The following is a 25,566-nucleotide window of genomic DNA, read 5'->3' as shown; positions in this document are numbered from 1 at the left end:
CCCGTCGTACCTGTCGTATCTGTCATCCGGTCGTTCCTACGGTCAGCAGGAACCGCCGCACTTGCACGGAGCGCCCGACTGGCAGCCGCAGCCGCAGCCCGAGCCGCATCCGCAGGCTCCGAGCAGCACCAACTTCGGTACGGACCGGCCCACTTCGACCGGCACTTCGGGGGACGGGGTCGGCTTCGGGGAGTCGGCAGCCATGGTGTTCCCTCCTCGACGGGGCTCCGCGGTGGAGTCCTTCCCCCATTGCATGCCCATCCGGGCGGGCGCATCAACGGCGCACGCGCGCGCGGAAGTTGCTGCGTAGGCTGCCGCCATGCCCCAAGTGATCGTCCTCAACGGCGGCTCCAGCTCAGGCAAGTCGAGCATCGCCCGTGAACTGCAGACGCTGCTGCTGCCCGAGCCGTGGCTGAGCCTCAGCGTGGACACGCTCATCCAGGCGCTGCCCTCGTCCGGCGCGGGAATCGAGTTCGCTTCCGACGGCTCGATCACCGTGGGCCCCGCCTTCGACCGGGTCGAGGACGCGTGGATGGTGGGCGTCGCGGCGATGGCGACGGCCGGCGCGCCCGTGATCGTGGACGAGGTCTTCCTGGGCGGCCCGCACTCCCAGAACCGCTGGCGCAAGGCACTGGCAGGGCTCGACGTCCTCTGGGTGGGCGTCCGCTGTGACGCGCAGGTCGCGGCGGAACGGGAGGCCGTACGGGGCGACCGGATCGCCGGAATGGCGGCCTCCCAGGCGGCCCTGGTGCACGAGGGCGTGACGTACGACCTGGTGGTGGACACGACGCGGACCGGGGTGGCGGAGTGCGCGCGGGAGATCGCGGGGTGGGTCAGCCCCCGGTGACGGCGCCGACGGGGCCGACGCTCAGCCGCATGCGGCACTCGTCGTCGGCCGTCACCCGCACCGGCATCCCCCAGTGCGCGCTCAGCCGCTGCCCCACCGCGACGAGACGTCTGCGCTCCTCGGGGGTGTGCGCAGGGTACGTAGTCGTCCCGTGGTCGGCGATCCGGTTGCCCAACTCGCTGAAGAGCAGCGCCTGGTAGCGGCTCTCCTCCTCCGGGGTGAGCGGGGTGGGCGCCCACTCCCGCGCGGTCTCCTCGCCCTCGGCGGGGACGGGGCGCACGTTGTACAGGTCGCGGATCACAGGGCCTCCGGCTGGTCGCGGCACGTCCGGTTCATCGTACGGAGCCGTGGTCCCGCAGATGGGCGATGCCGGTGTCGAGCGCCGCCTTGAGGTGGGTCGAGTCACCGGTGGACATCATGATCGTCACGCCGCCCTGGATCCCCGCGAGCAGCGCCGCGGCCGTCCGTTCCACGTCGAGGGAGGTCGCCACCAGGCCGCCCGCCTGGAGGGCGCGGACACCGCGGGCGAGTTGCTCCTGCCACTGCCGCATCAGCTCGGTGACGATCGCTCTCGCGCCCGTGCTCGACCGTCCGACCTGGAGGAACAGTGCACCCAACGGGCAGTGGTCGCCCTGGAGTTCGTAGCGCTCGACCACCAGGTCGCGCCACTGCTGCCAGGACTCCCACGAGTCGAGGCGGCCGAGGTGCGGCTGCTGGTCCTCGAGCACCCGGTCGGCCTCGAACCGGGCCACGGCGAGGAGCAGTTCGTCCTTGCCGCCGGGGAAGTAGTGGAAGAGCTGACTCTTGCTGGTGCCGGTGCGGGCGCGGATGTCGTCCAGCGTCGTGAACGAGACGCCCTGCTCACGCAGCGCCTCGGCCGCGCCGCCGACGATGCGGTCCCGCGTGGCACGCCCTTTCGCGGTCAGTGCGTCGGCCATCGGCCCTCCCCCTTTTCGTAGCACCCGACTTTTCGGCGCACCCGACGGTACCCGTTTCTGGACTTGCCGGTCCATTTTCTGCGGAGCACCGTGGACAGCTCCATCACCGCGAGCACGCGTACGCGTACGAGCACGCGTACAAGCGCGGACACGCACAGCGGACACGTACGCAGATACGTACAAGGGAGATCACGTCATGAGTGGACGACTGCACGGCAGGACGGCGCTGGTCACGGGCTCGACCAGCAACATCGGGCAGGCGATCGTCGAGGTGTTCGCCGCCGAGGGCGCCCACGTCGTCGTGTCCGGGCGCAGCGCGGAACGCGGGGCCGCCGTCGTCGCGGGCATCCGCGCGTCCGGCGGCCGGGCCGACTTCGTCGTGGCGGACCTCGACGGCAGCCCGGAGGCCTCCCGTCAGCTGGCCGACCGGGCCCGCGAGGCCCTGGGCGGCCGGATCGACATCCTGGTCAACAACGCCGGCGTCTACCCGGCGCCCGGCACGGCCGACACCGACGAGAAGACCTTCGACCAGGTCTACGGCGTGAACGTGAAGGCGCCGTTCTTCCTCACCGCCGCCGTCGCCCCGGCCATGGCGGCGGCCGGCGGCGGCGCGATCGTCAACCTCGGCTCGTGGATCACGCGCCTCGGCGTTCCGCTCGGCGCGCTCTACAGCTCCACCAAGGGCGCCATGGAGACCCTGACCCGCGCCTGGGCCGCCGAGTTCGGCCCGCAGGGCGTCCGCGTCAACGCCGTCTCGCCCGGCGTGGTCCTCCCGCCGACCCCGGCGGGCGCGGAACCCCACCCCGGCGAGGTGATGATGCGGGGCACCCCGGCGGGCACCGTCGGCACCCCCGACGCGATCGCCCACGCGGCCCTCTGGCTGGCGAGCGACGAGGCGTCCTTCGTCCACGGCACGGTGGTGGACGTGGACGGTGGCCGAACGGGAGTCGCCGTGATCGCCGCGTAGTCCCGGCGCCGGGGCTACGCGGTGGCGTAGAGGAAATGCGCGGGCCTCTCTCGTTCGGCATGCCGTCGGAGGAGGAGTGTGGGTCTTGGCCACTTGTGACTGAGCGCGCCATCCGGGAGACCGGCCGCAGCCCCCGGGCCTGTCCGGTCCCCGGCAACGCACAGGGGAGGCACGGTCATGGAGATGCAGGGCGACTGGACAAGTACCGCGCGTCGAATATGGCTCTGGCCGGTGGCGGTTCTGGTCGGCTTCCCGATCGGCGGGTTCGTCGCGGACCTTGTCGTCGACGGAGTCGATTCCGTGGGGAGTGCGCTTGTTGCCGGCCTCATCGCGGGCGCGATCATCGGGGCCGCGGAGTGGTTCGCCTTGCGGCAGTGGGTGTCGTGGCTCTGGATCGCGGCGACGAGCGTGGGCATGGCCACAGGCCTGGCCGCTGGAGCGGCCCTGGTCGATTACGGGACCGGTCGAGGAGACGTCGTCGTCATCGGCGCTGTGACCGGCCTCTGCGTGGGGGTGCTTCAGGCGCTGGTGCTTGCGCAACGCGGGAACGTCGGTGCGATCTGGTGGGCCGTTGCGAACCCGCCCGCCTGGGCGCTCGGTTGGCTCGTGACCTCGTACGTGATCACAACGAACATCGACGAGCAGTTCCCGAACTTCGGCGCCAGCGGCGCACTCGTCTTCGGACTGCTGACCTGGCTGCTCCTGGCGGTCTTCTTCCGCACGGAGACGTCCGAAGTCAGGGAGCCCGCGGCCCGGTAAAGAGCGTCCGCAGGTCCCAGAGCAGGTCTCAGAGCATGAAAATGCCTCCCACCGGCGCCGCTTGCGCAGGTGGGAGGCATGATCGCGAAAGCTACTTCTTCTTGCCCTGGTTCTTGACCGCCTCGATGGCCGCCTTGGCCGCGTCGGGGTCCAGGTACGTGCCGCCCGTCTTGACCGGCTTGAAGTCCGCGTCCAGCTCGTAGGCGAGCGGGATGCCGGTCGGGATGTTCAGGCCCGCGATGTCGGCGTCGGAGATGCCGTCGAGGTGCTTGACCAGGGCGCGCAGCGAGTTGCCGTGGGCCGCGACCAGGACCGTCTTGCCGGTGAGCAGGTCCGGGACGATGCCGTCGAACCAGTACGGCAGCATGCGCGTGACGACGTCCTTGAGGCACTCCGTCTGCGGGCGCAGCTCCGGCGGGAGCGTCGCGTAGCGGGGGTCCTCGAACTGGGAGTACTCCGCGTCACGGTCCAGGGCCGGCGGCGGGGTGTCGTACGAGCGGCGCCACAGCATGAACTGCTCCTCGCCGAACTCGGCGAGGGTCTGCGCCTTGTCCTTGCCCTGGAGGGCGCCGTAGTGGCGCTCGTTCAGGCGCCAGCTGCGGTGGACCGGGATCCAGTGGCGGTCGGCCGCCTCGAGGGACAGCTGCGCGGTGCGGATCGCGCGCTTCTGGAGCGACGTGTGGACCACGTCGGGGAGCAGGCCGGCGTCCTTGAGCAGCTCACCGCCGCGGACCGCCTCCTTCTCGCCCTTCTCGTTGAGGTTGACGTCCACCCATCCGGTGAACAGGTTCTTCGCGTTCCACTCGCTCTCGCCGTGGCGGAGGAGGATCAGCTTGTACGGTGCGTCGGCCATGGGGCCGAGCCTAATCGACCCGTCCTGCGCCTGCCGATTGACGGTCCCCGTCAATTGAGTGGCCGCTACCGATACCCGGCTTGTAAGTTACGTAAACCTTCCGCACTACTTACACCGGCCTCGGGGGATGCACCCATGTCAGTCGCCTCGCTCAGACGTGCCGCCACGGAGTCCGTCTCCGGGCTGCCGCGCGAATTCTGGTGGCTGTGGACCAGCACCCTCGTCAACCGGCTCGGAAACTTCGTCCTCACCTTTCTCGCCCTGTACCTGACCGCTTCGCGCGGTTTCTCGGCCGCGTACGCCGGTCTCGTCGCCTCGTTGATCGGGCTCGGCGGGGTCATCGCGTCCGTGCTCGGCGGGGTGCTCGCCGACCGGCTCGGGCGGCGGCCCACCCTGCTCGGCGCGCAGCTCGCCACCTCGGCGACGGTCGCCACGCTCGCCTTCGTGCGCGACCCGGCGTGGATCGCGGTCACCGGCTTCGCGCTCGGACTCGCGTCGAACGCCTCGCGGCCCGCGATCCAGGCGATGATGGCCGACATCGTGCGCCCCGAGGACCGGGTGCGGGCGTTCTCGCTCAACTACTGGGCGATCAACCTGGGGTTCGCGGTCTCGTCCGTGTACGCCGGCTTCCTTGTCGCGCAGAGCTACACGCTGGGCTTTCTCGTCGAGGCCGCGATGACGCTGGCCTGCGCGTGCGTCGTGTTCGTGAAGGTGAAGGAGTCGCGGCCGACGAAGACGGTGGTGCCCGGCGCCCCGTCGAGCCCGGTGGTCACCATGGGGACGGTGCTGCGCGACGGCCGCTTCATGCTGATGGTGGGGCTTTCGTTCCTGGTCGCCGTGGTCTTCACGCAGAGTTCGGTCGGGCTGCCGATCGTCATGGGCGAGAACGGGCTGACCAGTTCGGACGTCGGGCTCGTCGCCGGCGTGAACGGTGTCGTGATCGTCGCGTTGCAGATCCCGCTGACCCGGTACATCGAACGGCGTGATCCCGGGCGGTTGTTGACCGTCTCCTCGCTGCTCATTGGGTACGGCTTCGCCCTCACCGCCCTCGCCGGATCGCTCGCCGCGTACGCGCTCACGGTCGTGGTGTGGACGCTCGGCGAGATGATCAACGCGCCTACGCAGTCGGGGCTCGTGGCCCGGCTCTCCCCCGCCGAAGGGCGCGGCCGCTACCAGGGCGTCTACACGATGTCGTGGTCCGCGGCGGCCCTCGTCGCCCCGCTCGCGGGCGGCTGGGTGATCGACACGGCGGGCGCCGGATGGCTGTGGGCGGGGTGCGCCGCGCTCGGCACGGTGACGGCGCTCGGCTACTGGGCGCTGATGCGCGGACTGTCGGACACGGAGCCCTCCAGGCCCGTCGCCCCGGCTCCCGTGGAGGCGGAGAACAGCCCGGCTTGACCGGGCAGTTCGGCGGGTACGTGACCGTACATGGCCGAACCCCCAAGGACCTCCTCCAGAACTGACGAACCGCCCAGAACGCTGGTGGGCGGCGTCGTGGTCGACGTCCCCAACAACATCCCGTCGATCCGCGCGGCGCTCGACCCGAAGCGCCGCGTCGAGTTCGACAAGGCGATCAACGCCGCGGGGGTCGGCGAGATCCACGCCGTCATGCGGCACTGGATGCTGGAGGCGGTCCCCGACCCGGAGGCCGACGCGATCCTGGCCCGGCTCGCCCGCGACGAGGCGGAGAGGCGGGGCCCGGCTTGAGCCGCAGACGCAGGCGCGGCGCCTGTCGCGTCGCCTTCGCACCGCCCGCCGACGACACCCTCGCCAAGATGGCCAACCCGGACGCCTTCCGCGCCGAAATGGCCCGCACGCTCTCCCACGACCCCTACGGCCACGGCTCCACCACGGTCTCCGGAGAGCGCGACCGCCGCGAGGCGACGGTCGGCGGGGCGATAGTCCTCTACTACGTCTCCGGGTCGGTGCTGACCGTGACCGTTGTCCGGATGGTGTCGCTCGGCTGACACTCGACCAGTGCCCAACTAGCCATCATTTGAACTACTTTGACCCCCGCAGATCCTTTTGCGCTTCGTAGAGGTTGCCAGGGCGGACCGCGTTCGTCGTCGCGTACAACTCCAGCCGGGAGTGCAGGTCGCCGTTGAAATCCGGCACGTCGATCTGGCCGAACTCGCGGACCGTGTTGATGCCGACCGTGGCGCTGTACGGCGCGAGCCCGTCGATCCGCATCAGGCCCGCGCGCTCATTGGTGACCCTGATGTTCCAGTGAGTGAAGCGCGCCCCGAAGAGCGGGCCCGCTGACGCGTCCCCGCCGTGTTGGCCGTTGTTGTCGACCGTGATGTCCGTGCGGACGTTGGCGAACGGCATCCCGCGGTGCGAGTCGAACGTGCCCATCTCCATGCGGCCGCGCGACCACACGTTGTGGGACGACAGGCCTTCCACGTTGATGCCGTGCAGCTGGGTTCCGGAGGGGGCCGGGGCCGTGCGCCGCTCCAGGGCGAAGTCCTCGACCAGGTTGTCGTGCGAGCCCTCGCGGCAGAAGTACGGGTGGTGCTCCCCGCGCCCGCCGACACGGGTACGGCGCAGCGTGGACGCGGAGGCGGCGACGAGGCCGAAGCCGTTGTCGACGTTCCACACCGTGACGTCGTCCACCCAGCAGTCGTACGTGCACTGGAGCGCGACCCCGTTGTAGCCCTTGTCGAGGAGGTGCGGGGACTGCGGGGTCTCGACCGCTTCGAGCGTGAGTCCCTCGACTCCCGCTCCCGACAAGGCGGTTGCGTGGGTGGTGAGCCGCGGGTCCCACTCCGGGCGTACGTCGAGGGGCAGGGGGCGCTCCAAGGTGACCCGGCCGCCGTCCTGAACCGCCGTGATCCGCACCGGCCACTCATAGGGGACGTACGAGGTGAGTTTGGTCTTGTCGTCCCAGGCGTACGCCTGCGGGCCGGGGCCGCCGCCCGCCATGTGCTCAAGGAGCGTGTGGTCCGCGTCGTCGGCGAGGCGGAGGAGCACCAGGTCTCCGGACGTGATCCGGGAGGTGTCCGCGACGGTGATCGACCAGGAGCCGCGGCGCGCAGGGCCGACCGTCGTCAGGGTCTCCCACTCGTCGCGCTTGTTGCCGGTCCAGCCCTCGAACGGCCAGGCACGCGCGCGGATCGCGTCGGTGAGGCTGCTGAAACGGTCGGCCGGGCAGAGCCAGATCAGGCCGCCCGCCCAGGACCAGGACGACTTGTCGCCGCCGTAGCGGGAGCCGTAGACGCCGATGAGTTCGGTGAGGTTCTTGGTGGCGTAGAGCTTGGTACGGCCGCTGCCCGCGCCCTTGAGGACCACGTTGTCGTGCCCGATGTGGATCAGGTCGTCGATCCGGTACGTGCCGTCGCCGAGGAGCACCGTGCCGCCGCCGGCCCGCCCCGCCTCGGCGAGGGCGCGGTTGATCGCGGGGGCGCAGTCGGCCGTGCCGTCGGCGCGGGCGCCGTAGGACTCGGGGCGCAGGGTGCGGCCGGGGCGCTGCCCGGGACGGTGGCGGCTGCCCGCGCGACCGATGTACGGGATCTGCGGATGCGTGTACGGAGCGCGGGCGAACTCGCTCCATATGTCCGGCACTTGAGTCGCTACGTTCGACACTTGAGTCGCGACGCCCGGCACTTGGGTCGCGTCCGCCGCGAAGGCCCGCGTCCCCGTCGCCGCGGCCGCCGCCACCGCGATCGCCCCGCCCAACACTCCGCGCCTGCTGAGGTCCCGCACCCCTGCCACCTTCACCGAAGCCGAAGTACACGTACGTGAACGATGTTCACGTCTGCGCCGGGCGTGAGCATGCCACGGCACCCGTAGCCGCGAAAGGGGTCGGGCAGGAGTCAACTGCCCCAAGAGGAGCGCTACTTGGCAGGGCGCTGGGTCAGATGCGTGAACGCGTCCAGGTTGCGCGTCGACTCGCCGCGCGCCACCCGCCACTCGTACTCCTTGCGGATCGCGCTCGCGAAGCCGAGTTCGAGGAGCGTGTTGAAGGAGCCGTCCGCCGCCTCGAGGACCGAGCCGAGGAGGCGGTCCAGTTCGTCGGGGGTGACGGCGGCCAGCGGAAGCTTCCCGGTGAGGTAGATGTCGCCGAGCTGGTCGACCGCGTAACTCACGCCGTACAGACGCAGATTGCGCTCCAGGAGCCAGCGGTGCACCCCGGCCTCGTTCTCGTCCGGGTGGCGGATCACAAAGGCATTGAGCGAGAGGCTGTGCCGTCCCACGCGCAGGGACAGCGTCGTCGAGAGCTTGCGGGTGCCGGGGAGCTTCACGACGTACGAGCCCGACTCCGGGCTCTCCCACTCCAGCTCGGCGTCCTTCAGCGTGGACTCGATGACGTCGTGTGCCTGTCGCTGGTCAGCCATGGTGCGAGGGTACGACACGGCGCCGGGCCTGCATCGCCGCCGTGTAGACGTCCGCCGTGGCGGAGGCCGCCGTGTCCCAGCCGAAGGAGAGGGCGTGGCGGGCTGCCGCGTCGCCCATGGTGTCGACCAGGTCGGGGTGGTCGGCGAATTCGCGGAGCACGCGCGCGTAGCGGGCCGGTTCGTGGCCGTCGACCAGGAAGCCGGTCTTTTCGTGCCGTACGGCTACGGGGAGGCCTCCCACGGACGCGGCGATCACCGGTGTACCGGCGGCCTGGGCCTCTATGGCGACGAGTCCGAAGGACTCGTTGTAGGACGGCATGACCAGGACGGATGCCGCCCGGAACCAGTCCGCGAGCGCCTCCTGGCCGACCGGCGGCTGGAAGCGGACCACGTCCGCGATGCCGAGCCGCGCGGCGAGCTTCTGGAGCGCCGCCGGCTTGGCGAGGCCGCTGCCGCTGGGGCCGCCGACCACCGGGACGACGATGCGGGAGCGGAGCTGTGGCCGCTCGTCGAGCAGGACCGCGACGGCCTTCAGGAGGATGTCCGGCGCCTTGAGCGGCTGGATGCGGCCCGCGAAGAGCGGGACGAGCGCGTCCTGCGGCAGGCCGAGGCGGGCGCGGGCCGCGGCCCTGCCGTCGGCGGGGCGGAAGCGGTCCAGGTTCACGCCGGGGTGCACGACGGCGACGCTGCCGGGGTCGGCCTCGTAGTGGCGGACCAGCTCGTCGGCCTCCTCCGCCGTGTTCGCGATGAGGCGGTCGGCGGCGCGCACGATCTGGGTCTCGCCGATGACGCGGGCGGCCGGTTCGGGGGTGTCGCCCTCGGCGAGCGCCGCGTTCTTGACCTTGGCCATGGTGTGCATGGCATGCACGAGGGGCGCGCCCCAGCGCTCGGCGGCGAGCCAGCCGACCTGCCCGGACAGCCAGTAGTGCGAGTGGACGAGGTCGTAATAGCCGGGGCGGTGGCCCGCCCACGCCTGCATGACTCCGTGCGTGAAGGCACAGAGCTGGGCGGGCAGGTCCTCCTTGGCGAGGCCTTCGTAGGGGCCCGCGTCCACATGCCGTACGAGGACGCCCGGCGCCAGCTCGACCTCCGGCGGCAGGCCACCGGCGGTGGCGCGGGTGAAGATCTCGACCTCTATGTTGATCGCCGCGAGGCGCTTGGCGAGCTCGACTATGTAGACGTTCATGCCGCCCGCGTCGCCCGTGCCGGGCTGGTGGAGGGGCGAGGTGTGCACGCTGAGCATCGCGATACGGCGGGGGCGGCGATGCGCACCGGGGAACCGCAGCAGGGCCGGAGCAGCCCCGGAGCGGCGGAACCTGGTCACGTACTGGCTCACGTGGCGGGCCCTCCTTGGTGGGCGTACTGCGGGCACGACGACCGGAGGGCACAGGCCCTCTTCCAAGGGGGCAACGCCGGAGTCGGCTGCTCCATTTCCACTTTGCCGAATCATTACCGTACGGGTCTCAACCAAAGTCACGCCCGGCGCAGCGCATACCCTCTTGACCATGAGCCCGCGCCCCCCTTCTCGCCCCGTGGGAACCGTGACGCGAGGCACCACCAACCCGAACCGGCTGCGCCGCATGGACCGCTGGATCGCTGCCGTGCACGGCGCCGCGCTGCGCCGCGCCGACGACCCGGTGGCGGTCGACCTCGGCTACGGCGCGGCGCCCTGGACCGCGGTGGAACTGCTGACCCGGCTGCGCGGGGCGGCGCCGCACGCGCGCGTGGTGGGCATCGAGATCGAACCGGCACGGGTCGCCGCCGCGAAGCCGTACGAGCGCGACGGGCTCACCTTCCGGCACGGCGGCTTCGAGGTGCCGATCGGCACTCCCCCGCTCCTGATCCGCGCCGCGAACGTGCTGCGCCAGTACGACGAGGAGCAGGTCGCCGCGGTGTGGGAGCGGCTGTGCGCGCGGCTCGCGCCGGACGGCCTCCTCGTGGAGGGCACCTGCGACGAGATCGGGCGCCGGCACGTCTGGGTGGCGCTCGGCCCCGAAGGCCCGCGCACCGTGACCCTCGCGACCCGGCTCGGCTCCCTGGACACCCCGTCCGACCTGGCCGAGCGTCTCCCCAAGGCGCTGATCCACCGCAATGTCCCCGGCGAGCCGGTGCACGCCTTCCTGCGCGACTTCGACCGGGCGTGGGCCTCGGCCGCGCCCTACGCCTCGTACGGCGCGCGGCAGCGCTGGATCCGGGCGGTGCGGGAACTCTCGGCGGACTGGCCGGTGGTGGACAGGCCGGGGCGCTGGCGGCAGGGTGAAGTGACCGTGGCCTGGGAGGCGTTGGCGCCGCGGCGGGTTTCAACGGACGGCTGAGACGCGGCGAAAGTCGAGGGAACGATCTCGGGACCTCGTTCGTCGAACGTGCGGGGCAGCTGCCACACCGCACCGGGGTCTGTCGGATTCGGGGCGCGCATGGCACCATCCCCGGAGCGCTCGACTTACTGACGGTCCATCAGATTTGTCCAGGCTGTGGGGGCGGAGCAGATGAGCAAGCGGAGCACGACGACGGTGGCGGCCCTGGCGCTCGTGTGCGCCGTGACCGTACTGACGCCGACGGGGCTGGCGTACGCGGAGCCGTCCCCCTCTCCATCGCCGTCAAGTTCCCCCGGGGTCAAGGACCTTGAGTCGGTCCGCAAGAAGATCGACAAGCTGTACCACCAGGCGGCCGTCGCCACCGACGAGTACAACGCGGCGGAGGAGAAGGCCGCCGACCAGTCCGACCAGATCGTGAAGCTGGCCCGGAAGATCGCCGCGGGCCAGCAGGAGCTCGACGGCCTCAAGGGCCGGGCGGGCGCGGCGGCCCGCGAGCAGTACCGCAACGGCGGGATCTCCCAGGAGACCCAGTTCATGCTCGCCGGCGACCCGAGCCGCTTCCTCGACAACGCGGGCCGCGCCTACCAGGGGCAGCAGGCCACGCGGAATCTGATGTCCCGCCTCGTCAGGACCCAGGACGAGTTGGAGGCGTACGCGGACGCCGCCGCCGACAAGTGGAAGTCGCTGGACGAGGGGCGCAAGAAGAAGGCCGCCGCGAAGGAGCGGATCGAGAAGCAGATCAAGGCCGCGCAGAAGATCGAGGACAAGCTCGCCAAGAAGGAGCGCGAGCAGCTGCGGCAGCTGGAGGAGGCGGCCGAGCAGAAGGCGCAGACGGAATGGCTCTCCTCGGGCGTCCTGAAGGAGATCGACGGCAAGGCGTCGGAGGCCGGCAAGAAGGCCGTGCGCTACGCCTCCGAGCAGCTGGGCAAGCCGTATGTGTGGGGCGCCGAGGGTCCGAAGTCGTTCGACTGCTCGGGCCTGACCTCGCAGGCGTGGGCGTCGGCGAAGCGGCCGATACCGCGCACGTCGCAGGAGCAGTGGAAGCAGCTCAAGCACATCGACATCAAGGACATGCGCCCCGGCGACCTGATCATTTACCACGACGACGCCAGCCATGTCGGGATGTACATAGGCAAGGGAGCGATCATCCACGCGCCCCGTCCGGGGCGGAATGTGACGGTCGCGGGCGCGGGTTCCATGGCGATGCTCGGGGTGGTCAGGCCCGACGCCTGAGACCCGGGTGACCGGATGTCGGACATGGGCACAGATGGGGTGACGTGCCCCACGTGATCTACGGCACGCGGGGCGCTGCGGTTCCGGCGCCGCGGCGTGACCTTCGTCATCTTCGGCCCGCCCGACCAGGGACGGAACCCACTCAATTCCGGTGCGGGGGACGGCATATGACGTGGGCCGCTTGCCGCTCACCATTCCGTTCGGACGTCGGCTACCGCTAAGGTCCCCGTCGGTGGTGCGAGGACCTTCGTCCCACCGTGCCCTCGGGGGGAGGGAAGGAAACCGAAGCGATGCCCGTACCCGTACCGCGGCAGAGAGTCATCCCGGCCGTGGAAAGTGGTCAGGCTCCGGACGCGCACACCACGACCGACACGTACGACCTGCAGGGCGAGCGGCAGACCACCGACCGCCCCGACGCCAACGACATACAGAGCGCCGAGCGCCGCCAGGAGACGCCGACCGACGACACCGCGCACGAGCCGGCACCCGCCGACCGTGACGCGACCGGTCTGACGATCCTAGTCATAGAGGACGACCCGGCGGGCTCCCTCAGCATCCCCGAGGTGCCCGACGCCGCGGGCAAGCCGATCCGCGTGCGCACCGCGCGCAACCTCACCGAGGCCGAGCGGCTGCTCACCGACGACGTCAGCTGCATCCTGCTGGACCTCGCGCTGCCCGGCACGAAGCCGGACAGGGCGGAGCCGGAACACCACGACGAGCTGGGGACGCTGCGGCACCTGCTGCGCCTGGCCCCGCGCCGGGCCGTGCTCGCCCTGACCACCTCGGGCGACGCCGAGCGCGGCGCGGAGGCGGTCCGTGTGGGCGCCCAGGACTACCTGTTCCGCGACGAGCTGGACTCCCGGCTGCTCGGCCGGGCCATCCGTTACGCGGTCGAGCGCAAGCGCGCCGACATCGCGCAGCAGGGGCTCACCGAGTCCCGGATCCGCGCGCAGGAGAACGCCCGCCTGGAGCGCGGCCTGCTGCCGACCCCGCTGCTCGACGGTTCGACGCTGCGCTTCGCCTCCCGCTACCGTCCGGGCCGCTCGCGCGCGCTGCTCGGCGGCGACTTCTACGACGTGGTGCGCACGGCCGACGGCACGGTCCACGCGATGATCGGCGACGTCTGCGGGCACGGCCCCGACGAGGCGGCGCTCGGCGTCGAACTGCGCATCGCCTGGCGGGCGTTGACGTTCGCGGGCCTGTGCGGGGACGAGCTGCTCTCCACGCTCCAGCAGGTCCTGGAGCACGAGCGCTCGGACGACGAGATCTTCGCGACGCTGTGCACGGTCGACATCTCGCCGGACGGCCGGCGCGCGGGCCTGTGCCTTGCGGGCCACCCGTCACCGCTGATAGCGAGCCCCGGCCGCCCCGCGGTCCTGCTCCCCTACGAGAACAACGGCCCGGCCCTCGGACTGCTGCCGAAGGCCCGGTGGCCGCGCATGCAGGTCGAGTTGGGGTCTTCGTGGAGCCTGATGCTCTACACGGACGGCCTGATCGAGGGCCGGATCGGCCAGGGCAGGCAGCGGCTCGGCCAGGAGGGGATGGTGGAGATGATCCGCCGCCGGCGGGCCGAGGGCCTGTCCGGCGAGGAGCTGCTCGAGGCCGCGATGAACGAGGTGCGCGATCTCAACGGGGGCGATCTGACGGACGACGTGGCGGTACTGCTGCTCGACCGGTGAACCCGGCCGGGCCGCTGGTCGGCGGCCGGGTCCGTCCGAACAGGTCGCGGTCGGTAACTGGATCCGAACGGGGCGCGGCCAACAGCCACGCCCTCGTCCCTAACGGGTCGGTCAGCGGCCGCCGTTGTACGGACCGTACGGCCCGTCACTGCTGGAGCCGCGGCCCTTGCGGCCCCCGCCGCCACCGCTGATCTGCTTGACGGCGGGCCGCACGTCCACCATGTACACGATGGTCGCGATGAGCCCGATGATCGGCAGGAACGACAGGATCGGGAACAGCAGGTTCACGACGAACGCGATCCCGAGGATGATCAGCCAGAACGGCTTGGTCTTCTTGTCGGCCGCGCGGTAGGCGTCCTCACGCCGGATGGCGGCGTCGACGAGCGCGAAGCCACTGAAAATGATCAACGCCATGCTCAGCAGCCACATCACATTGGCGAACCCCTGCATCAGCACAACGCCACCACCAGAATCGAATCAAGGGACCTTCCGACCACGGCCACGGTACCCGGACAACGGGCCGGACACTTCACAAGTGCCCGGCCCGTCGGCGTAGGGCCTACTTGGCGGGCGGCGTGGAGCCGGAGCCGGTCTTCTTGGCCGCGGGGGCCGTCTTCTTCGCCGGCGTGGTCTTCTTCGCCGCGGTCTTCTTGGCGGCGCCGGACTTGTCCGCGTCGGTGGCCGTCGTCTCCTTGGCCTCCGGCTTCGGCTCGGCGTCCGGCTCGACGGCCTCGGCGAGCTCGCTGATCTCCTCGGCGGCCTCGCCGCGCCACGCCTTCACGGCCTCCTCGCCGTGCTCGGCGACCTTCTCGTACGTCTCGCGCGCCTTGACGGCGGCCTCGGCGGCGTAGCCGACGCCGCGCAGCGCGAACTCCTGGGCGCTCTCGCCGAACTTCTTCAGGTCGGCGTCGAGGGTGCCGACGATCTCGTTCACCCTCGCCGTGAGGGTGGCCTGCGCCTCCTTGGCGCGGGTGGTCGCCTTGTCCTGCACGTCCTTGGGGTCGGTCTGCCGCACGGACTCGAAGCGCGCGGGCGCCTCGCTCCGCAGCTGCTCGACGATCCCCGGCACCTTCTTGGCCTGCTGGTACGCCAGCTCGGCGGTGCCGGCGGCGAAGTAGAGCGGGGTCGGGTCGGTGAGGGTCTTGCGCAGGTCGTCCTTGATGGCCATGGCGTGGTCCTCCCGGATCACATCAACTGCTGCTTGAGGGCTCGGCATCGCCACTGTCGGGCTCACCGCTGTCCGGCTCGCCGTCGCTGCCGCCGTTCTCGTGCCTGAAGGCGTCGTAGATCTGCAACAGCACCTGCTTCTGACGCTCGTTGAGCAGCGGGTCGGCGAGGATGACGGCGCGCGTCTCCACCTCGGTCCGCTCGCGCTCGGCGTCGAGAATGCCGGCGTGCACGTACAACGTCTCCGCGGAGATCCGCAGCGCCTTGGCTACCTGCTGCAGAACTTCCGCGCTCGGCTTGCGCAGCCCGCGCTCGATCTGACTCAGGTACGGGTTGGACACTCCGGCGGCGTCGGCAAGCTGACGGAGCGACAACTGCGCGTTGCGACGCTGCTCGCGCAGATATTCGCCGAGACTTCCGACGTTGAGCGATGCCATACGTCGATGGTGCCGCATCCTCGCTAACTATTGCAAGCGCCTGCTTGCAAAAGTGTTCCGCACAACAACGGGGCGGCGGGGGCTGTCGTGTCTCGCTGAAGGTGAGCCGGTCTCGGTCGGACATCGGCATGATCGGGGACGCGGCCCCGACGGGGCCTGCACGACCGCTGCCTCTGAGTGCCTCTGAGCTCACCGCCCTTTCCGAACAAGACTGGTTCGGTCCTACGCAGGACGACTCGCGCTGCTCAACGGGATCCTCCCGAAGCACGTGCTTCGCCGCTTCTACTCGACGGAGAGGCCTCTGGAGACGCTGGATCTCCTCGCCGCGAAAGCGCCCGAGATCGTGGACACTCACCACCGCCTCCACCGGCTCTGCCGTCGCAGCAGATACCGCAGGATCCTGCCCGCCTACGAAGAGTGCTCCACGTTCTGGGGCGACCTTCCGCAGAGAGTTCGACAGGCGACTACTCGCCATGGATCCTGGCGGCGACCGGCACGCGCCGCCAGATCATGGGCCCTCATCAACTCGGCTGACTGGACGCGGCCTTGGCCGCACTGGCCGGAACGGGATTGTCGGCCACCCAGCGGCATGACACGTCCCTGCTGGGCGTAGGCCATATTCGCAATATCGCCCAGCAGTACGTCGGCCACGACGAGGCAGCGAACGAAGAGTGGGCGCACCTGACGGCCGAGGTCCTGGAGCGGCACCAAGAGCGCTTTCCTGCCCTGACCGCCGACACGTGGTCCGGATCAGCGGGCGGTGTCGAACTCGCGCGCCACCTTCGGCACGGCCTTGAGGACCGTCGTGTAATGGTCGACCGGCCCCATGTCGGTGAACTGCTCGTCGGCCCCGTTGGCCCTCAACTGACTAGCCAGTGCTGAGAGTTCGTCCAGAAGACGTCCTTGTCGCCCTTGGCGTGGAAGAGGTGCACCGGGACTTCGGGACGCCAGTCGCAGGTGTTGTCCATCGTCTTCAGTTTCCGTCGCAGATCTCCCGTGGGATTGCGCATCTTCTGGAGGAACTTCTCGGCGAACAGTTCCTTCGATGTCCTCGGCAGCGCGGCCGCGATCCGCTCCCCCGTGTGGTTGCCGTCGAGGAGCGACTCCACCGTCTTGTCGAAGGGGGCGCGGAACGCGTCGGCCGGCGAGTCGTACAGGCCGTACATCCGCTGCCATGCGGTCGAGAAGTACGCGAGGTAGAGCGAGGACCGTTCGACCTTGTCGTCGGCCGCGTCGGCCTCGAAACCGGTCAGGTCGAACGGACCCGCGATCGGGGCGAGGGCACCCAGGCCGAAGTACGGGTCGATGCGCTGTTGCAGAGCCCGGCCGACCATCATCGTGGCAGGGCCGCCCTGGGAGAACCCGCTGATCAGCACGCGCCGGTCGAAGTCGCGGCCGTCCCTGCGGGCGAACGCACGAGCCGCCCGCAATGCGTCCACCGACGCGCTGACGGTCGCCTGCCTCGGTGCCGTGCAGCCAGGACACCACCCGAAGGTCGTGTTCGTCGTTCTTCGGCAGGGCGACCAACTCGCTTGCCGTGGTGGGCTTTCCCCTGATGTCGACGGTGCGGTACACGATCCGGTGGGCCCGTACGCCGTGGCGGACCTGCGTCGCGTCGATACCTGTCTTCGTCAGGCGGGCCTTGACGTCCTTGGCACTCAGGTCCGCCACCTGAGTCACGGAGACCAACGAACCGCGGGCTGTGGTGGACGGCGCGGCGGGCGAGGAGCCGTCCTGTGCGGAGCTCTGCTCACCGCACCCGGGATGGGCACCCCGTTCGGCAGGGGGGATGCCCCCACCCATGATCGCGTTGTGCTGTCCGTATCGGCCTGCATGTGGCACAGGGGTTCTTGGTGCTCATGGTGCCTGCAGGAGAGTCGTGGACAGCGCCGACCGTCCTCGCAGGCCTATGAGCGGAGGTTGGCCAGCGCCTGCGGGGTCAGGTGCCGGGAGAGCACGGCAAGAGCATCGGCGACTTCCTGCATCCGTTGCGGATCGCCGGCACCGAGCGCCTTGGCGAGCGCGTCGTCGATCGTGGTCGCCCGGACCTGGGTCACACGGTCCGACAGATCGGGGGACTGCCGGACCAGGAGGCGGCGACGGTCGGCCGGATCGGGCGCGGTCGTGATCGCGCCCGTCTCCTTGAGGCGAGCGACGGCGGTGGACACCTGACTCTGCGGCAGGCCGGTGCGTGCGGCGATCTCGCCGACGGCGCTGTCCGGATGGGCAGCGATGTCGCTCACCACGATCAGGACGGACCGGACGGTACCGGAGTGGCGTCCACTGCCGCCCTCCGGCTCCGGCATGGCCTCTTCGCCGATCTTCATCAGGGTTCGCCCCAGCAGGAACAGCTCGACTCCATTCATGCCCTCACGGTACATCGAACTAGATACATCCATCTTGATGTATCGACCTCGATGAAATATCGTCACGCCTGTGCCCCGGAGGTTCCGGGGCCGGGCGAAGGGGTGGATCCCGTGCGGAAATGGCACGCAAACCCGTGGGCAGTGCTGGTGACGCTCTCCCTCGGCTTCTTCATGACCCTGCTGGATCTCACGATCGTGAACATCGCGCTCCCGGAGATGATCGACGGCCTGGGGGCGTCGCTCGACCAGACTCTGTGGGTGGTCAGCGGCTACGCCCTGGTGCTGGCGGTGCTGCTGATCACCGCCGGCCGCCTCGGTGACCTGTTCGGGCCGCGCAACCTCTTCGCCGCGGGGCTGGTGATCTTCACCCTGGCCAGCGTCGCGTGCGGGACGGCCCCGGGCCCCGCCCTGCTGATCGCCGCCCGCGCGCTCCAAGGTCTGGGCGCCGCCCTGCTCGTACCCCAGACGATGACACTGATCGTGTCGGTCTTCCCGGCCCAGCGGCGCGGCACCGCCATGGGGATCTGGGGCATGGTCGCCGGTCTTGCCACCCTGTCCGGCCCCACCCTGGGCGGCATCCTGGTCTCCACGGTCGGCTGGCGCTGGATCTTCCTGGTGAACGTGCCCATCGGCCTTGCCGCGCTCGCCCTCACCTTCCTGGTCGTCCCCGACATCCGGCACGGCCGCAAGCACCGCTTCGACGTGGTGGGCGTACTGATCGCCACAGCGGCGCTGTTCTGTCTGGCCTTCGGCCTCCAGGAGGGCGAGCACTACCACTGGGGCCCCGGCATCTGGGCACTGCTGGCCGCCGGCGCCGCGCTCGTCATGGGCTTCCTGCTGCACCAGCGCGGCAAGCAGGACCAGGAGCCGCTGGTGCCGTTCGCACTCTTCCGCGACCGCAACTTCACCGTCATGACCGTGCTGGTCGCACTGGTGTCGATGGCCATGATCGGACTGGTGCTGCCGTTCAACCTCTATCTGCAGTCGGTACTGCACATGAGCGCGATCAAGGCCGGAATGGTGCTCGCCCCGTCCTCGCTGGTGTCGATGACCGTCGGGCCGTTCGCGGGACGGCTCTGCGACCGCATCGGCGGCAAGTACCTGCTGATGGCCGGACTGACGCTGTACGCAGCCGGGATGCTCGCGATCGTGCTGATCGCAGGGGTCGCCACCCCCTGGTACGCGTTCATCCCCGCGACCGTGGTCACGGGCCTGGGAATCGGCTGCGTCGTCGCTCCGATGTCCACCGAGGCCATGAGGAACGTCGACCCCCGGCTGGCCGGCGCCGCCTCAGGCGTCAACAACACGATCCGTCAGATCGGCTCGGTCATCGGCGCGGCGACGGTCGGCGCTCTGCTGCAGGGCCGACTGGCCGCCGAGCTGGCCACCGGCAAGACGTACGCCGACGCGTTTCTCGCCACGATGCACGTCACTGCCATCCTGCCGATCGCCGTGGTCATGGCCGGAGCACTCGCCTGCCTGCTGGTACGCAACCACACCAAAGCCAAGTCCGCAGACGCCGTACCGGCTGCGGCCGTCAGCGAGATGACGCCCGGTCGCTGAGCGAATGGCCCGCTGCTGGGCCGCCTTCCCTACCGGGCGCTGCGCCGGCCGGTTCACCGGGCACCTGCGAGCGGTGAACACGACTGCGGGAGGACAAAAGAACCCGCGGTCGGTGACTGTCATCGACTCGCAGACCGCCCAGGCAAGTGGGGGTGGCCCAAGATGCCCGGATGCGCTTGGACGGGCTCTTCGTCTGGGACCACGTCCACTAACGGGACTACTCGGGGCGGCCCTTCGGGGACGCGTGGATGCTGCTGACCGCGGCCGCACTCACAACGTCACGGATCCGGTTGGGGACGCTGCTCACCCCGGTACTCGACTAAGTGCGCCACACCAAGGCGCAGGTGACAAGCTCGCCCGCACTGTGATCCGTTGCTTCGACGAGGTCGCGCAGACTTACGGCGAGAGGGGCTATCGAGGCAAGGGGGCGCTCACCCGTAGAGCGAGGCGATCCCCTCCCCCAATTGCCGGAACCCCTCCTCGGCAGTGCTCACGGCCGCCGCCTCCAACTCGTCGGCGGACTCGCCGGCCACGATCCGCCGCACGTTCTCCTCGGCGAGGATCCGCTGCGTGGCCACGATCTGCCCGGCAGCGATCCGCGCCCGCACCGGGGGCCCGCCCAGCGCCTCCGCGAGTGCCCGCTCCGACCGCTCCTGATACCCGTACAACCGCGCCACCAACTGCGGCGTCCCGTACAACAGCCGCTGATACGCGAGCACCGCCGGGTGATCGCACAGCCCGGTCACCGGATCCCGCCGCCGCAGCCCCTCCAGGAAATGCCGCCGCAACGCCCCGAGCGGCGCCTCCCCTTCACTCCGCCCCGCGACGACCCGCGCCGCCTCGTCCTCGTGATCCGCGAACTGGTGGAGAACGAGGTCCTCCTTGGCCGCGAAGTACCGGAACAACGTCGGCTTCGACACCTCTGCCGCGGCCGCGACCTCGGCCACGGACACGTTGTCGTACCCCCTCTCCATGAACAGCCGGACGGCTGTCTCGGAGAGCGTCTGCCGGGTGCGCTGCTTCTTGAGTTCGCGGAGGCCGGGGGCGGGGTCGGGGCTGCTCATGCCCCGAGCGTACGGGCCGGGGCCCGGGCCGACCGCGGCCCCTGAGGGGGCGACTCCAGCCAGCTCAGGGCCTTGCGGAGCGTCAGCGGGTACGCGCCCACGGCCCGCCGTACGTTCGGGGCGTCCAGGCCGGAGCGGGTGACCACGCGCTCCAGGTCCACATAGGCGGAACGGACCACTTCGAGGCCCTGATAGACGGGGATGTCGCTCGCCCAGCCATGGGTGAACTGCTCCGGCATCCGCTGCGACCAGCGGGCGTACATCCGACCCCGGACCTCCCGGGTCGTCGGCGTCAGGTGGATGTGCCGTACGAGGTCGTACAGCGGGTCCCCGACCATGGCCATCTCCCAGTCGATCAGGGTGAGGCCCGTCCTGCCCTCGCGCCTGACCAGGTTCCAGGGGTTCAAATCCCCATGAAGCAGCCCATAACGACGCCCGTGCACCACATGGCGCAGCAAGCGGTCCTCCACCCCGTGCTCGTCCGGAAGGCCGAGGCGGGCCGCCTCTTCCTTCGCCTCTGGCGACAGCTCTCGTACCAGGACGGACAGTTGGCTGCACAGCCATGGGTAGAAGCGGAGCCCACCCATGTCCTGTTCGGCCACATCGATCCGGGTGGCGGCGAGTTGGCACAGCTGGTCGACCAGGTCGGTCACTTCACCGGGCAGCAGCCCGTGCTCCGGATGCTGCGGGCCGCCGCGGTCGCGGTGATGACCCGCGTACGACTGGATCGTGAACTGGTCGCCCCAGTCGCTCGTGCCCAGCGCGAGCACCCTCGGCACGCTGGCCCCGGCGCCCGATTCCTCGATCGCCCGGAGCACCGCGTGCTCGTCCAGGACCCTGGGTTCGATGGGGTTGGCCGTGCTCACCTTGCGGCGGACCATGACGCGCCCGAAGCCCCGCACGTCCACGAACGTTCCCAGATGGGACGTCCCTTTGAAGACGTATCGCGCGGGGGCCACCCTCTCGGACCACAGAGCCTGCTCGACCCGGTCGGGGCCGAAGTCCGCGGGCAGGGGCAGGCGTTCGTCCCGCTCCCAGTGGATCGAGGCCGCGAAGGCCTCGCCGCGACCGCGCCCCTTCTTGGCCGTGCGCCACCGGTAGAGCAGCGGCTCGATCGCGGACGGCATCAGCACGTTGCGCAGCCGCAGCGGGCCCGAGGCCACCTCCAGGGCCCGGTGGACCTCGGTGGCCGCCGCTGCCAGTTCGCTCTGACCGCAGTGCTCGTCGAGAGAGTCGGCCGCCCGGATCACGTCCGGGAACACGGACTGCGCGCGCTCGAAGTCGATGTAGTGCCCGAGGTCGGAGTCGAGGCCGTCGACCGCCTCGGGCCGCACGCCCCACATCGCTTTGTGCCAGAGCTCGATCGCCTGGCCCCGCTGTTCGGGGGTGTAGCCCATACGCACCAGATGCACGGCCAGGTCGTGCAGGGGGTCCCCGTACGTCGCCAACTCCCAGTCCACCAACGTCAACCGGAACTCACCACCGGGCGGGACGAGCACGTTCCCCCGGTGCAGGTCGCCGTGGAGGAGCTGGAAGGGGCGGGACGTCATTCTGGGCGCCCGGCTCGCATACAGGCGCAGGGAGTTCCCCGGAACTCCCAACGACGTGAAGAGCCCGCCGAACGCCGGCCAGTTGACCTGCCGGATCTGCGCCTCGGCCCGGTTCAGCAGCGTCCTCAGGAAACCCCGGCCGTCCCCGTCCTTCGGCCAGCATGCGGGGCGGGCCGGCAGGCATCGCTCGGGTACTCGCGCCAAGTCCGTGAGCGCCTCGGCGAAGGCGCCGATCAGCCGCTCGGTCGACGGCTCGTCGTCCCCGTGCATCTCCGAGAGGGGTGTGCCCTCCATGTAGCTGTGGACGGCCACGCCGTCGAACCGGGCCAGACACTCCGGTACGGGCCGGCCCCGGTCGCGTAACGCCGCGAGGATCTCCGGCTCGTCGTCCCAGGTCCTGATCACCACGGGGGGCACGTCCGCCCTGCGCCGACGGACCACCACGCGCGCGTCCTGCGGGCAGTCGAGAGCCCGTGCCTCCTCGGCGGTCAGTCGCACCACATGGTTGATGTTGTGCTGACCGCCGACTGCCACGCCGTCGTGCTCCGCACGCTCCACGACGTGGTGCCAGGCATCCGCAGCGCCCACAGGCCGCTCCTGACTCGAGCACGGGCTGTAACAGGCCCACACAGTAGTGCGCACGCACAGCCCTGACGACCGGAGTGACCGGAGTGGCCGAATTCGAGGTGTAAAGAAACACTCACGGGGGTAAGGGGCTCGAACGCGAACGATTCAGGTCCGCTGCTGCGCGACGTGCTCCCAGAGGCCGTCGAACATCGCCTGCTCCCCGTCCACGAAGGCGGCATGGTCCTCGCCGTTGGAGCGCTCGAAGGGGAACATCTCGGTCTCGAAGCCCTCCACGTCCACGAGCTCCACCGTGTCCGCGCCCTCGTAGTCGTCGATCTCCCGCTCGAACCGATCCGGAACGTAGTGCCCGACCAGCACCTCCTGCCGGTTCAGGAGATACACCTTCCGGGTCGGCACTCCAGAGACGAAGCGGAACTCGAAGCTCACGTCGACGCCGTTGTCACGCAGGCGCTTGAAGGTGTTGTCCAGCACCATCTGCTGCGAGGTCCACTGGATCCGGCTGCGCTGCTTGACCGCCGTGTCGAGTTTGTCGTCAACGCCCCAACCAGCGGCGGGAGCCGGGTAGTCGACGTCTCCGCCCGGCCTCGGCACCACCATCCGCACCCGCACCGACTCCGGCCGCAGCTTCTTTTCGTACACCTTCCGCAACGGTTCCCCAAGGGCTGTCACCAGCGTCTCCCCGGTCAGGCTCGCCACGTCCACGTACACTTGCGGCGCCTCGAAGGCCGCCACCAGGCGTGGGCCCAGGATGCTTCTGGCCGCCTGTGCGCCGGGCGGCGACTGGCGCTCGGGGCGGGACACCGTGGGCGGGCTACCCTTGCCCGTGTTCGCCAACAGGCCTTCCGAGCGCAGCAGTTGCAGCGCGTTGCGGACCGTGCCGCGCTCCACTCCGAACTCCCGGGCGAGCGCGGCCTGCGTCGGGAGGCGCTCGCCGGCCCTGAGTTCTCCGCCGATGATCCGCTTGCGCAGGGCGTCGGCGATCTCCTCGGCGGTGGGTCTGGGGGCGTTCTCCGTATTCGCGTTCACCACGACGATCTCCCCTCACCCCCCGACCAAGTCCGTACAACTCTACGGCAGTTGGCTGCCAACTCCCCCCGGCTTGCGCCAAAGGGCGAGGGAATCGCAGGTCAGGCGCGGCCCCGCAGAATGTCGATGATCGGTTCCAGGGTTGCGGTCACCTGTCGGGCCCCCGCCTCCCTCAGGGCGGCCTCCTTGCGGGCATTACGCGCGTAGCCCAGAAACGCGACGCCCGCCCGCCGCGCCGCCACCAGGTCCGACACGGCGTCACCGATCATCAGCGTGGCCGCGGGCGCCGCGCCCATCGCCGACATGGCGCGATGAAGGCAGTACGGGTCGGGCTTGAGGCGGGAAAGGTCCTTCGTGCGGCCGTAGATGTGCGGCTCGAAGCAACCGGACAGGTCGCGGCTCGCGAGGTAGCGGCGGGCCGCTTCGGCCGAGTTGTTGGTGGTGATGGCGAGGCGGGTGCCCACCGCCGTCCAGGTGCGGATCAGAGGGTCCGCATGCTCCGTGGGCCAGGCGGAGGCGACGGCGCGCAGCTCCTGCTCGGTGAGCCCACTCTCCATCTCCTCGACCAGGTCGGTGCCCGGCCGCTCCCGGCCGAGGCGGCGCAGCGCGGTGTGCGGGTCCGCGTCAACGCGCTCTTCGGCCATCAGGATGTCCCCGAGCCCCTGCGCATCCAGCCACTCCACCTGCTCCCGCGCGATCCCCGCCGCCGGGCGGCCCGCGAACAGTCGGCAGATCGGGCCGTCGAAGTCGAAGAGGACATGGCGGGCGCTCGCGATCAGGTCCGCGAGGGTGCCCGACTCTCGCGCGTCGCCCTGTTCGGCCGATTTCCGACTTGGTTCGGTCTCTTCTGCCACCGGAACAGTCTGCTTCGTCATCTCTGAAGTCACTAGGAGAGTGTCAGGTCGGAGGTGATGGTTTCCCAGAGGGCGTCGAACCACTTCTGCGACTCCTCCACGAACGTCCGGTCGCGGTGGCCCGCCCGCTCCTCGAAGGAGAAGAGCAGGGCCTGCGTGCCGGTGGCCGAGAACATCTCCAGCTTGGTGTCGTTGTCGATCTCCTCCTCGCGCCGCGTGACCATGTAGTACGAGAGCAGGGCCTCGGACTGGTTCAGCAGATAGAGCTTGACCGGCGGGGTGAAGGGGAGCGCGCGGAAGGTCACCCGCACATCGATGTTGTGCGAGGAGCGCAGGGAGCGCAGGTTGTGGCGCAGCACCTGGCCCTGCGCGTTGCGCTGCGCCAGCCAGCGGTTGTGCACCGCGACGCCCTCGTCGTGGTCGATCCCGTCGCTGCCGTCCGGGACCGGCACCGGGAACGCCAGGTCGATGTCGCGGCTGGGCAGCAGGATGCGTACGTCGAGGGATTCGGGGCGGATGCGGCCCTCGTGGATGTGCCGCAGTGGCTCGCCGAGGGCCAGCATCAGGGTTTCGGAGGTCATACAGACCGCGTCGATACGGACGTGGGTGGCGTGGAAGGCCTCCACCAGGCGGGGGGCGAGCGCGACCATGGAGGGCTGCGGCTCGTCGCGCGCGGCGGAGCCCGGGGCGATCCGCGGCGGGCTGCCCTTGCTGCGCTTGCTCAGCAGGCCGTCCGTCTCCAGGAGCTGGAGCGCCTGACGGACCGTGCCGCGCTCGACGCCGAACTCATCGGCGAGCGTGGCCTGCGTGGGCAGTTGGTCGCCCGGCCGCAGCGCGCCCTCCCTGATGCGCTCGCGGAGTTGGTCGGCGATCTCCTGGGCCGTGAGCCTTCTCCTGCCGTTCAGTGTCGCGTCTGCCATGTCCGCCACGCCCTGCTCCCCTGGGTCCCCGACCAAACGGCACAACTCACCGTGATTTGGCGCGAGTTGTCGTCCTCCTGTTTATATACCACGACCAAGTGGGGAC

At 70.1% G+C, this 25,566-nt stretch carries 27 protein-coding genes and 1 pseudogene; 11 read left to right on the top strand and 17 right to left on the bottom strand.

Features of this window, described 5'->3' with window-relative positions:
- Window positions 1-42: 42 nt before the first annotated feature.
- Window positions 43-204 (bottom strand): hypothetical protein, encoded by a 162-nt coding sequence (locus tag OG746_RS06830; RefSeq protein WP_266712537.1) that lies wholly within the window; start codon window positions 202-204, stop codon window positions 43-45.
- Between the two features lie 115 nt (window positions 205-319).
- Here OG746_RS06830 and cpt point away from each other — a divergent pair, with 115 nt between their 5' ends.
- Window positions 320-847 carry a chloramphenicol phosphotransferase CPT gene (gene cpt / locus OG746_RS06825; RefSeq protein ID WP_266712536.1) on the top strand — a complete coding sequence of 176 codons (528 nt, stop codon included), beginning with the start codon at window positions 320-322 and terminating at the stop codon, window positions 845-847.
- Here cpt and OG746_RS06820 read toward each other — a convergent pair.
- Together OG746_RS06820 and OG746_RS06815 are read right to left on the bottom strand one after the other, a co-directional pair.
- Window positions 834-1,148, bottom strand: a complete 315-nt coding sequence (locus OG746_RS06820) for a hypothetical protein (protein ID WP_266712535.1) — start codon at window positions 1,146-1,148, stop codon at window positions 834-836. The genes cpt and OG746_RS06820 overlap by 14 nt on opposite strands.
- Window positions 1,149-1,179: 31 nt before the next feature.
- Window positions 1,180-1,785, bottom strand: a complete 606-nt coding sequence (locus OG746_RS06815) for a TetR/AcrR family transcriptional regulator (RefSeq protein WP_266712534.1) — start codon at window positions 1,783-1,785, stop codon at window positions 1,180-1,182.
- Between the two features lie 196 nt (window positions 1,786-1,981).
- Here OG746_RS06815 and OG746_RS06810 point away from each other — a divergent pair, with 196 nt between their 5' ends.
- Together OG746_RS06810 and OG746_RS06805 are read left to right on the top strand one after the other, a co-directional pair.
- Window positions 1,982-2,752, top strand: a complete 771-nt coding sequence (locus tag OG746_RS06810) for an SDR family NAD(P)-dependent oxidoreductase (RefSeq protein WP_266712533.1) — start codon at window positions 1,982-1,984, stop codon at window positions 2,750-2,752.
- Between the two features lie 177 nt (window positions 2,753-2,929).
- Window positions 2,930-3,511, top strand: a complete 582-nt coding sequence (locus tag OG746_RS06805) for a hypothetical protein (RefSeq protein ID WP_266712532.1) — start codon at window positions 2,930-2,932, stop codon at window positions 3,509-3,511.
- Between the two features lie 91 nt (window positions 3,512-3,602).
- Here the strand turns inward: OG746_RS06805 and OG746_RS06800 are convergent, their stop codons facing one another.
- A complete protein-coding gene (locus OG746_RS06800) occupies window positions 3,603-4,364 on the bottom strand; it encodes a phosphoglyceromutase (RefSeq protein WP_266712531.1) in 762 nt (253 codons plus the stop codon).
- 135 nt (window positions 4,365-4,499) lie between these two features.
- Here OG746_RS06800 and OG746_RS06795 point away from each other — a divergent pair, with 135 nt between their 5' ends.
- From OG746_RS06795 to OG746_RS06785, 3 genes are all read left to right on the top strand, one after another.
- The gene (locus OG746_RS06795; protein ID WP_266712530.1) at window positions 4,500-5,762 is read left to right on the top strand and encodes an MDR family MFS transporter; all 1,263 of its coding nucleotides are present in this window, start codon (window positions 4,500-4,502) and stop codon (window positions 5,760-5,762) included.
- Window positions 5,763-5,792: 30 nt separating this feature from the next.
- The gene (locus OG746_RS06790; protein ID WP_266712529.1) at window positions 5,793-6,071 is read left to right on the top strand and encodes a hypothetical protein; all 279 of its coding nucleotides are present in this window, start codon (window positions 5,793-5,795) and stop codon (window positions 6,069-6,071) included.
- A gap of 68 nt (window positions 6,072-6,139) precedes the next feature.
- Window positions 6,140-6,331 carry a hypothetical protein gene (locus tag OG746_RS06785; RefSeq protein ID WP_266718751.1) on the top strand — a complete coding sequence of 64 codons (192 nt, stop codon included), beginning with the start codon at window positions 6,140-6,142 and terminating at the stop codon, window positions 6,329-6,331.
- A gap of 34 nt (window positions 6,332-6,365) precedes the next feature.
- On the opposite strand, the gene OG746_RS06780 is transcribed toward OG746_RS06785, so the two are convergent.
- The 3 genes from OG746_RS06780 to mshA all read right to left on the bottom strand — a co-directional run bounded on the left by OG746_RS06780 (window position 6,366) and on the right by mshA (window position 10,034).
- On the bottom strand, window positions 6,366-8,066 hold the full coding sequence (locus OG746_RS06780) for a glycosyl hydrolase family 28-related protein (protein ID WP_266712528.1): 1,701 nt from the start codon (window positions 8,064-8,066) through the stop codon (window positions 6,366-6,368).
- A gap of 131 nt (window positions 8,067-8,197) precedes the next feature.
- The gene (locus OG746_RS06775; RefSeq protein ID WP_266712527.1) at window positions 8,198-8,698 is read right to left on the bottom strand and encodes a type III secretion system chaperone family protein; all 501 of its coding nucleotides are present in this window, start codon (window positions 8,696-8,698) and stop codon (window positions 8,198-8,200) included.
- A complete protein-coding gene (gene mshA / locus OG746_RS06770) occupies window positions 8,691-10,034 on the bottom strand; it encodes a D-inositol-3-phosphate glycosyltransferase (RefSeq protein WP_266712526.1) in 1,344 nt (447 codons plus the stop codon). Before mshA ends, OG746_RS06775 begins: the two co-directional genes overlap by 8 nt.
- Window positions 10,035-10,203: 169 nt before the next feature.
- On the opposite strand from mshA, the gene OG746_RS06765 reads away from it, so the two are divergent.
- The 3 genes from OG746_RS06765 (at window position 10,204) to OG746_RS06755 (ending at window position 13,925) form a co-directional block, all read left to right on the top strand.
- Window positions 10,204-11,013 (top strand): class I SAM-dependent methyltransferase, encoded by an 810-nt coding sequence (locus OG746_RS06765; RefSeq protein WP_266712525.1) that lies wholly within the window; start codon window positions 10,204-10,206, stop codon window positions 11,011-11,013.
- A gap of 171 nt (window positions 11,014-11,184) precedes the next feature.
- Entirely contained in the window at window positions 11,185-12,246 is a 1,062-nt protein-coding gene (locus OG746_RS06760) for a C40 family peptidase (protein WP_266712524.1), read from the top strand.
- A 290-nt stretch (window positions 12,247-12,536) separates the two neighbouring features.
- Entirely contained in the window at window positions 12,537-13,925 is a 1,389-nt protein-coding gene (locus OG746_RS06755; protein ID WP_266712523.1) for a PP2C family protein-serine/threonine phosphatase, read from the top strand.
- A 111-nt stretch (window positions 13,926-14,036) separates the two neighbouring features.
- On the opposite strand, the gene OG746_RS06750 is transcribed toward OG746_RS06755, so the two are convergent.
- The 5 genes from OG746_RS06750 to OG746_RS06730 all read right to left on the bottom strand — a co-directional run bounded on the left by OG746_RS06750 (window position 14,037) and on the right by OG746_RS06730 (window position 17,895).
- Window positions 14,037-14,375: a DUF2516 family protein gene (locus OG746_RS06750; RefSeq protein ID WP_266712522.1), complete on the bottom strand. Its 339-nt coding sequence runs from the start codon at window positions 14,373-14,375 to the stop codon at window positions 14,037-14,039.
- A gap of 109 nt (window positions 14,376-14,484) precedes the next feature.
- A complete protein-coding gene (locus OG746_RS06745; protein WP_266712521.1) occupies window positions 14,485-15,093 on the bottom strand; it encodes a hypothetical protein in 609 nt (202 codons plus the stop codon).
- A 22-nt stretch (window positions 15,094-15,115) separates the two neighbouring features.
- Window positions 15,116-15,529, bottom strand: coding sequence for a helix-turn-helix domain-containing protein (locus OG746_RS06740; RefSeq protein ID WP_266712520.1), 414 nt, complete (start codon window positions 15,527-15,529; stop codon window positions 15,116-15,118).
- An 860-nt stretch (window positions 15,530-16,389) separates the two neighbouring features.
- Window positions 16,390-16,968 (bottom strand): hypothetical protein, encoded by a 579-nt coding sequence (locus OG746_RS06735; RefSeq protein WP_266712519.1) that lies wholly within the window; start codon window positions 16,966-16,968, stop codon window positions 16,390-16,392.
- Between the two features lie 468 nt (window positions 16,969-17,436).
- Entirely contained in the window at window positions 17,437-17,895 is a 459-nt protein-coding gene (locus OG746_RS06730; RefSeq protein WP_266712518.1) for a MarR family transcriptional regulator, read from the bottom strand.
- 111 nt (window positions 17,896-18,006) lie between these two features.
- On the opposite strand from OG746_RS06730, the gene OG746_RS06725 reads away from it, so the two are divergent.
- Complete coding sequence (locus tag OG746_RS06725) at window positions 18,007-19,458, top strand: DHA2 family efflux MFS transporter permease subunit (protein WP_266712517.1); 1,452 nt, start codon at window positions 18,007-18,009, stop codon at window positions 19,456-19,458.
- Between the two features lie 170 nt (window positions 19,459-19,628).
- Window positions 19,629-19,772: pseudogene (locus OG746_RS06720) on the top strand (LLM class flavin-dependent oxidoreductase); the annotation flags it as partial.
- Between the two features lie 117 nt (window positions 19,773-19,889).
- On the opposite strand, the gene OG746_RS06715 reads toward OG746_RS06720, so the two are convergent.
- The 5 genes from OG746_RS06715 to OG746_RS06695 all read right to left on the bottom strand — a co-directional run bounded on the left by OG746_RS06715 (window position 19,890) and on the right by OG746_RS06695 (window position 25,460).
- Window positions 19,890-20,522 (bottom strand): TetR/AcrR family transcriptional regulator, encoded by a 633-nt coding sequence (locus tag OG746_RS06715; RefSeq protein ID WP_266712516.1) that lies wholly within the window; start codon window positions 20,520-20,522, stop codon window positions 19,890-19,892.
- Window positions 20,519-22,660, bottom strand: coding sequence for an aminoglycoside phosphotransferase family protein (locus OG746_RS06710; protein ID WP_266712515.1), 2,142 nt, complete (start codon window positions 22,658-22,660; stop codon window positions 20,519-20,521). The genes OG746_RS06715 and OG746_RS06710 overlap by 4 nt, the downstream gene beginning before the upstream one ends.
- Window positions 22,661-22,804: 144 nt before the next feature.
- A complete protein-coding gene (locus tag OG746_RS06705) occupies window positions 22,805-23,689 on the bottom strand; it encodes a winged helix-turn-helix domain-containing protein (RefSeq protein WP_266712514.1) in 885 nt (294 codons plus the stop codon).
- Window positions 23,690-23,787: 98 nt separating this feature from the next.
- Window positions 23,788-24,624, bottom strand: coding sequence for an HAD family hydrolase (locus tag OG746_RS06700; protein WP_266712513.1), 837 nt, complete (start codon window positions 24,622-24,624; stop codon window positions 23,788-23,790).
- Entirely contained in the window at window positions 24,573-25,460 is an 888-nt protein-coding gene (locus OG746_RS06695; protein ID WP_266718750.1) for a GntR family transcriptional regulator, read from the bottom strand. Before OG746_RS06695 ends, OG746_RS06700 begins: the two co-directional genes overlap by 52 nt.
- Window positions 25,461-25,566 lie beyond the last annotated feature (106 nt).

It is taken from the genome of Streptomyces sp. NBC_01016 (assembly GCF_026341035.1).
Lineage (GTDB): Bacteria > Actinomycetota > Actinomycetes > Streptomycetales > Streptomycetaceae > Streptomyces.
This window is presented reverse-complemented; position numbering and strand designations above follow the sequence as displayed.

What these genes read in the sequence shown, in the direction of transcription:
- OG746_RS06695 (WP_266718750.1), bottom strand. Translation starts at nt 25,460, where the DNA reads ATGGCAGACGCGACACTGAACGGCAGGAGAAGGCTCACGGCCCAGGAG.
- OG746_RS06745 (WP_266712521.1), bottom strand. Translation starts at nt 15,093, where the DNA reads ATGGCCATCAAGGACGACCTGCGCAAGACCCTCACCGACCCGACCCCG.
- OG746_RS06795 (WP_266712530.1), top strand. Translation starts at nt 4,500, where the DNA reads ATGTCAGTCGCCTCGCTCAGACGTGCCGCCACGGAGTCCGTCTCCGGG.
- OG746_RS06740 (WP_266712520.1), bottom strand. Translation starts at nt 15,529, where the DNA reads ATGGCATCGCTCAACGTCGGAAGTCTCGGCGAATATCTGCGCGAGCAG.
- OG746_RS06775 (WP_266712527.1), bottom strand. Translation starts at nt 8,698, where the DNA reads ATGGCTGACCAGCGACAGGCACACGACGTCATCGAGTCCACGCTGAAG.
- OG746_RS06715 (WP_266712516.1), bottom strand. Translation starts at nt 20,522, where the DNA reads ATGAGCAGCCCCGACCCCGCCCCCGGCCTCCGCGAACTCAAGAAGCAG.
- OG746_RS06760 (WP_266712524.1), top strand. Translation starts at nt 11,185, where the DNA reads ATGAGCAAGCGGAGCACGACGACGGTGGCGGCCCTGGCGCTCGTGTGC.
- OG746_RS06790 (WP_266712529.1), top strand. Translation starts at nt 5,793, where the DNA reads ATGGCCGAACCCCCAAGGACCTCCTCCAGAACTGACGAACCGCCCAGA.
- OG746_RS06805 (WP_266712532.1), top strand. Translation starts at nt 2,930, where the DNA reads ATGGAGATGCAGGGCGACTGGACAAGTACCGCGCGTCGAATATGGCTC.
- cpt (WP_266712536.1), top strand. Translation starts at nt 320, where the DNA reads ATGCCCCAAGTGATCGTCCTCAACGGCGGCTCCAGCTCAGGCAAGTCG.
- OG746_RS06800 (WP_266712531.1), bottom strand. Translation starts at nt 4,364, where the DNA reads ATGGCCGACGCACCGTACAAGCTGATCCTCCTCCGCCACGGCGAGAGC.
- OG746_RS06765 (WP_266712525.1), top strand. Translation starts at nt 10,204, where the DNA reads ATGAGCCCGCGCCCCCCTTCTCGCCCCGTGGGAACCGTGACGCGAGGC.
- OG746_RS06785 (WP_266718751.1), top strand. Translation starts at nt 6,140, where the DNA reads ATGGCCAACCCGGACGCCTTCCGCGCCGAAATGGCCCGCACGCTCTCC.
- OG746_RS06730 (WP_266712518.1), bottom strand. Translation starts at nt 17,895, where the DNA reads ATGAATGGAGTCGAGCTGTTCCTGCTGGGGCGAACCCTGATGAAGATC.
- OG746_RS06815 (WP_266712534.1), bottom strand. Translation starts at nt 1,785, where the DNA reads ATGGCCGACGCACTGACCGCGAAAGGGCGTGCCACGCGGGACCGCATC.
- OG746_RS06750 (WP_266712522.1), bottom strand. Translation starts at nt 14,375, where the DNA reads ATGCAGGGGTTCGCCAATGTGATGTGGCTGCTGAGCATGGCGTTGATC.
- OG746_RS06830 (WP_266712537.1), bottom strand. Translation starts at nt 204, where the DNA reads ATGGCTGCCGACTCCCCGAAGCCGACCCCGTCCCCCGAAGTGCCGGTC.
- OG746_RS06810 (WP_266712533.1), top strand. Translation starts at nt 1,982, where the DNA reads ATGAGTGGACGACTGCACGGCAGGACGGCGCTGGTCACGGGCTCGACC.
- OG746_RS06755 (WP_266712523.1), top strand. Translation starts at nt 12,537, where the DNA reads ATGCCCGTACCCGTACCGCGGCAGAGAGTCATCCCGGCCGTGGAAAGT.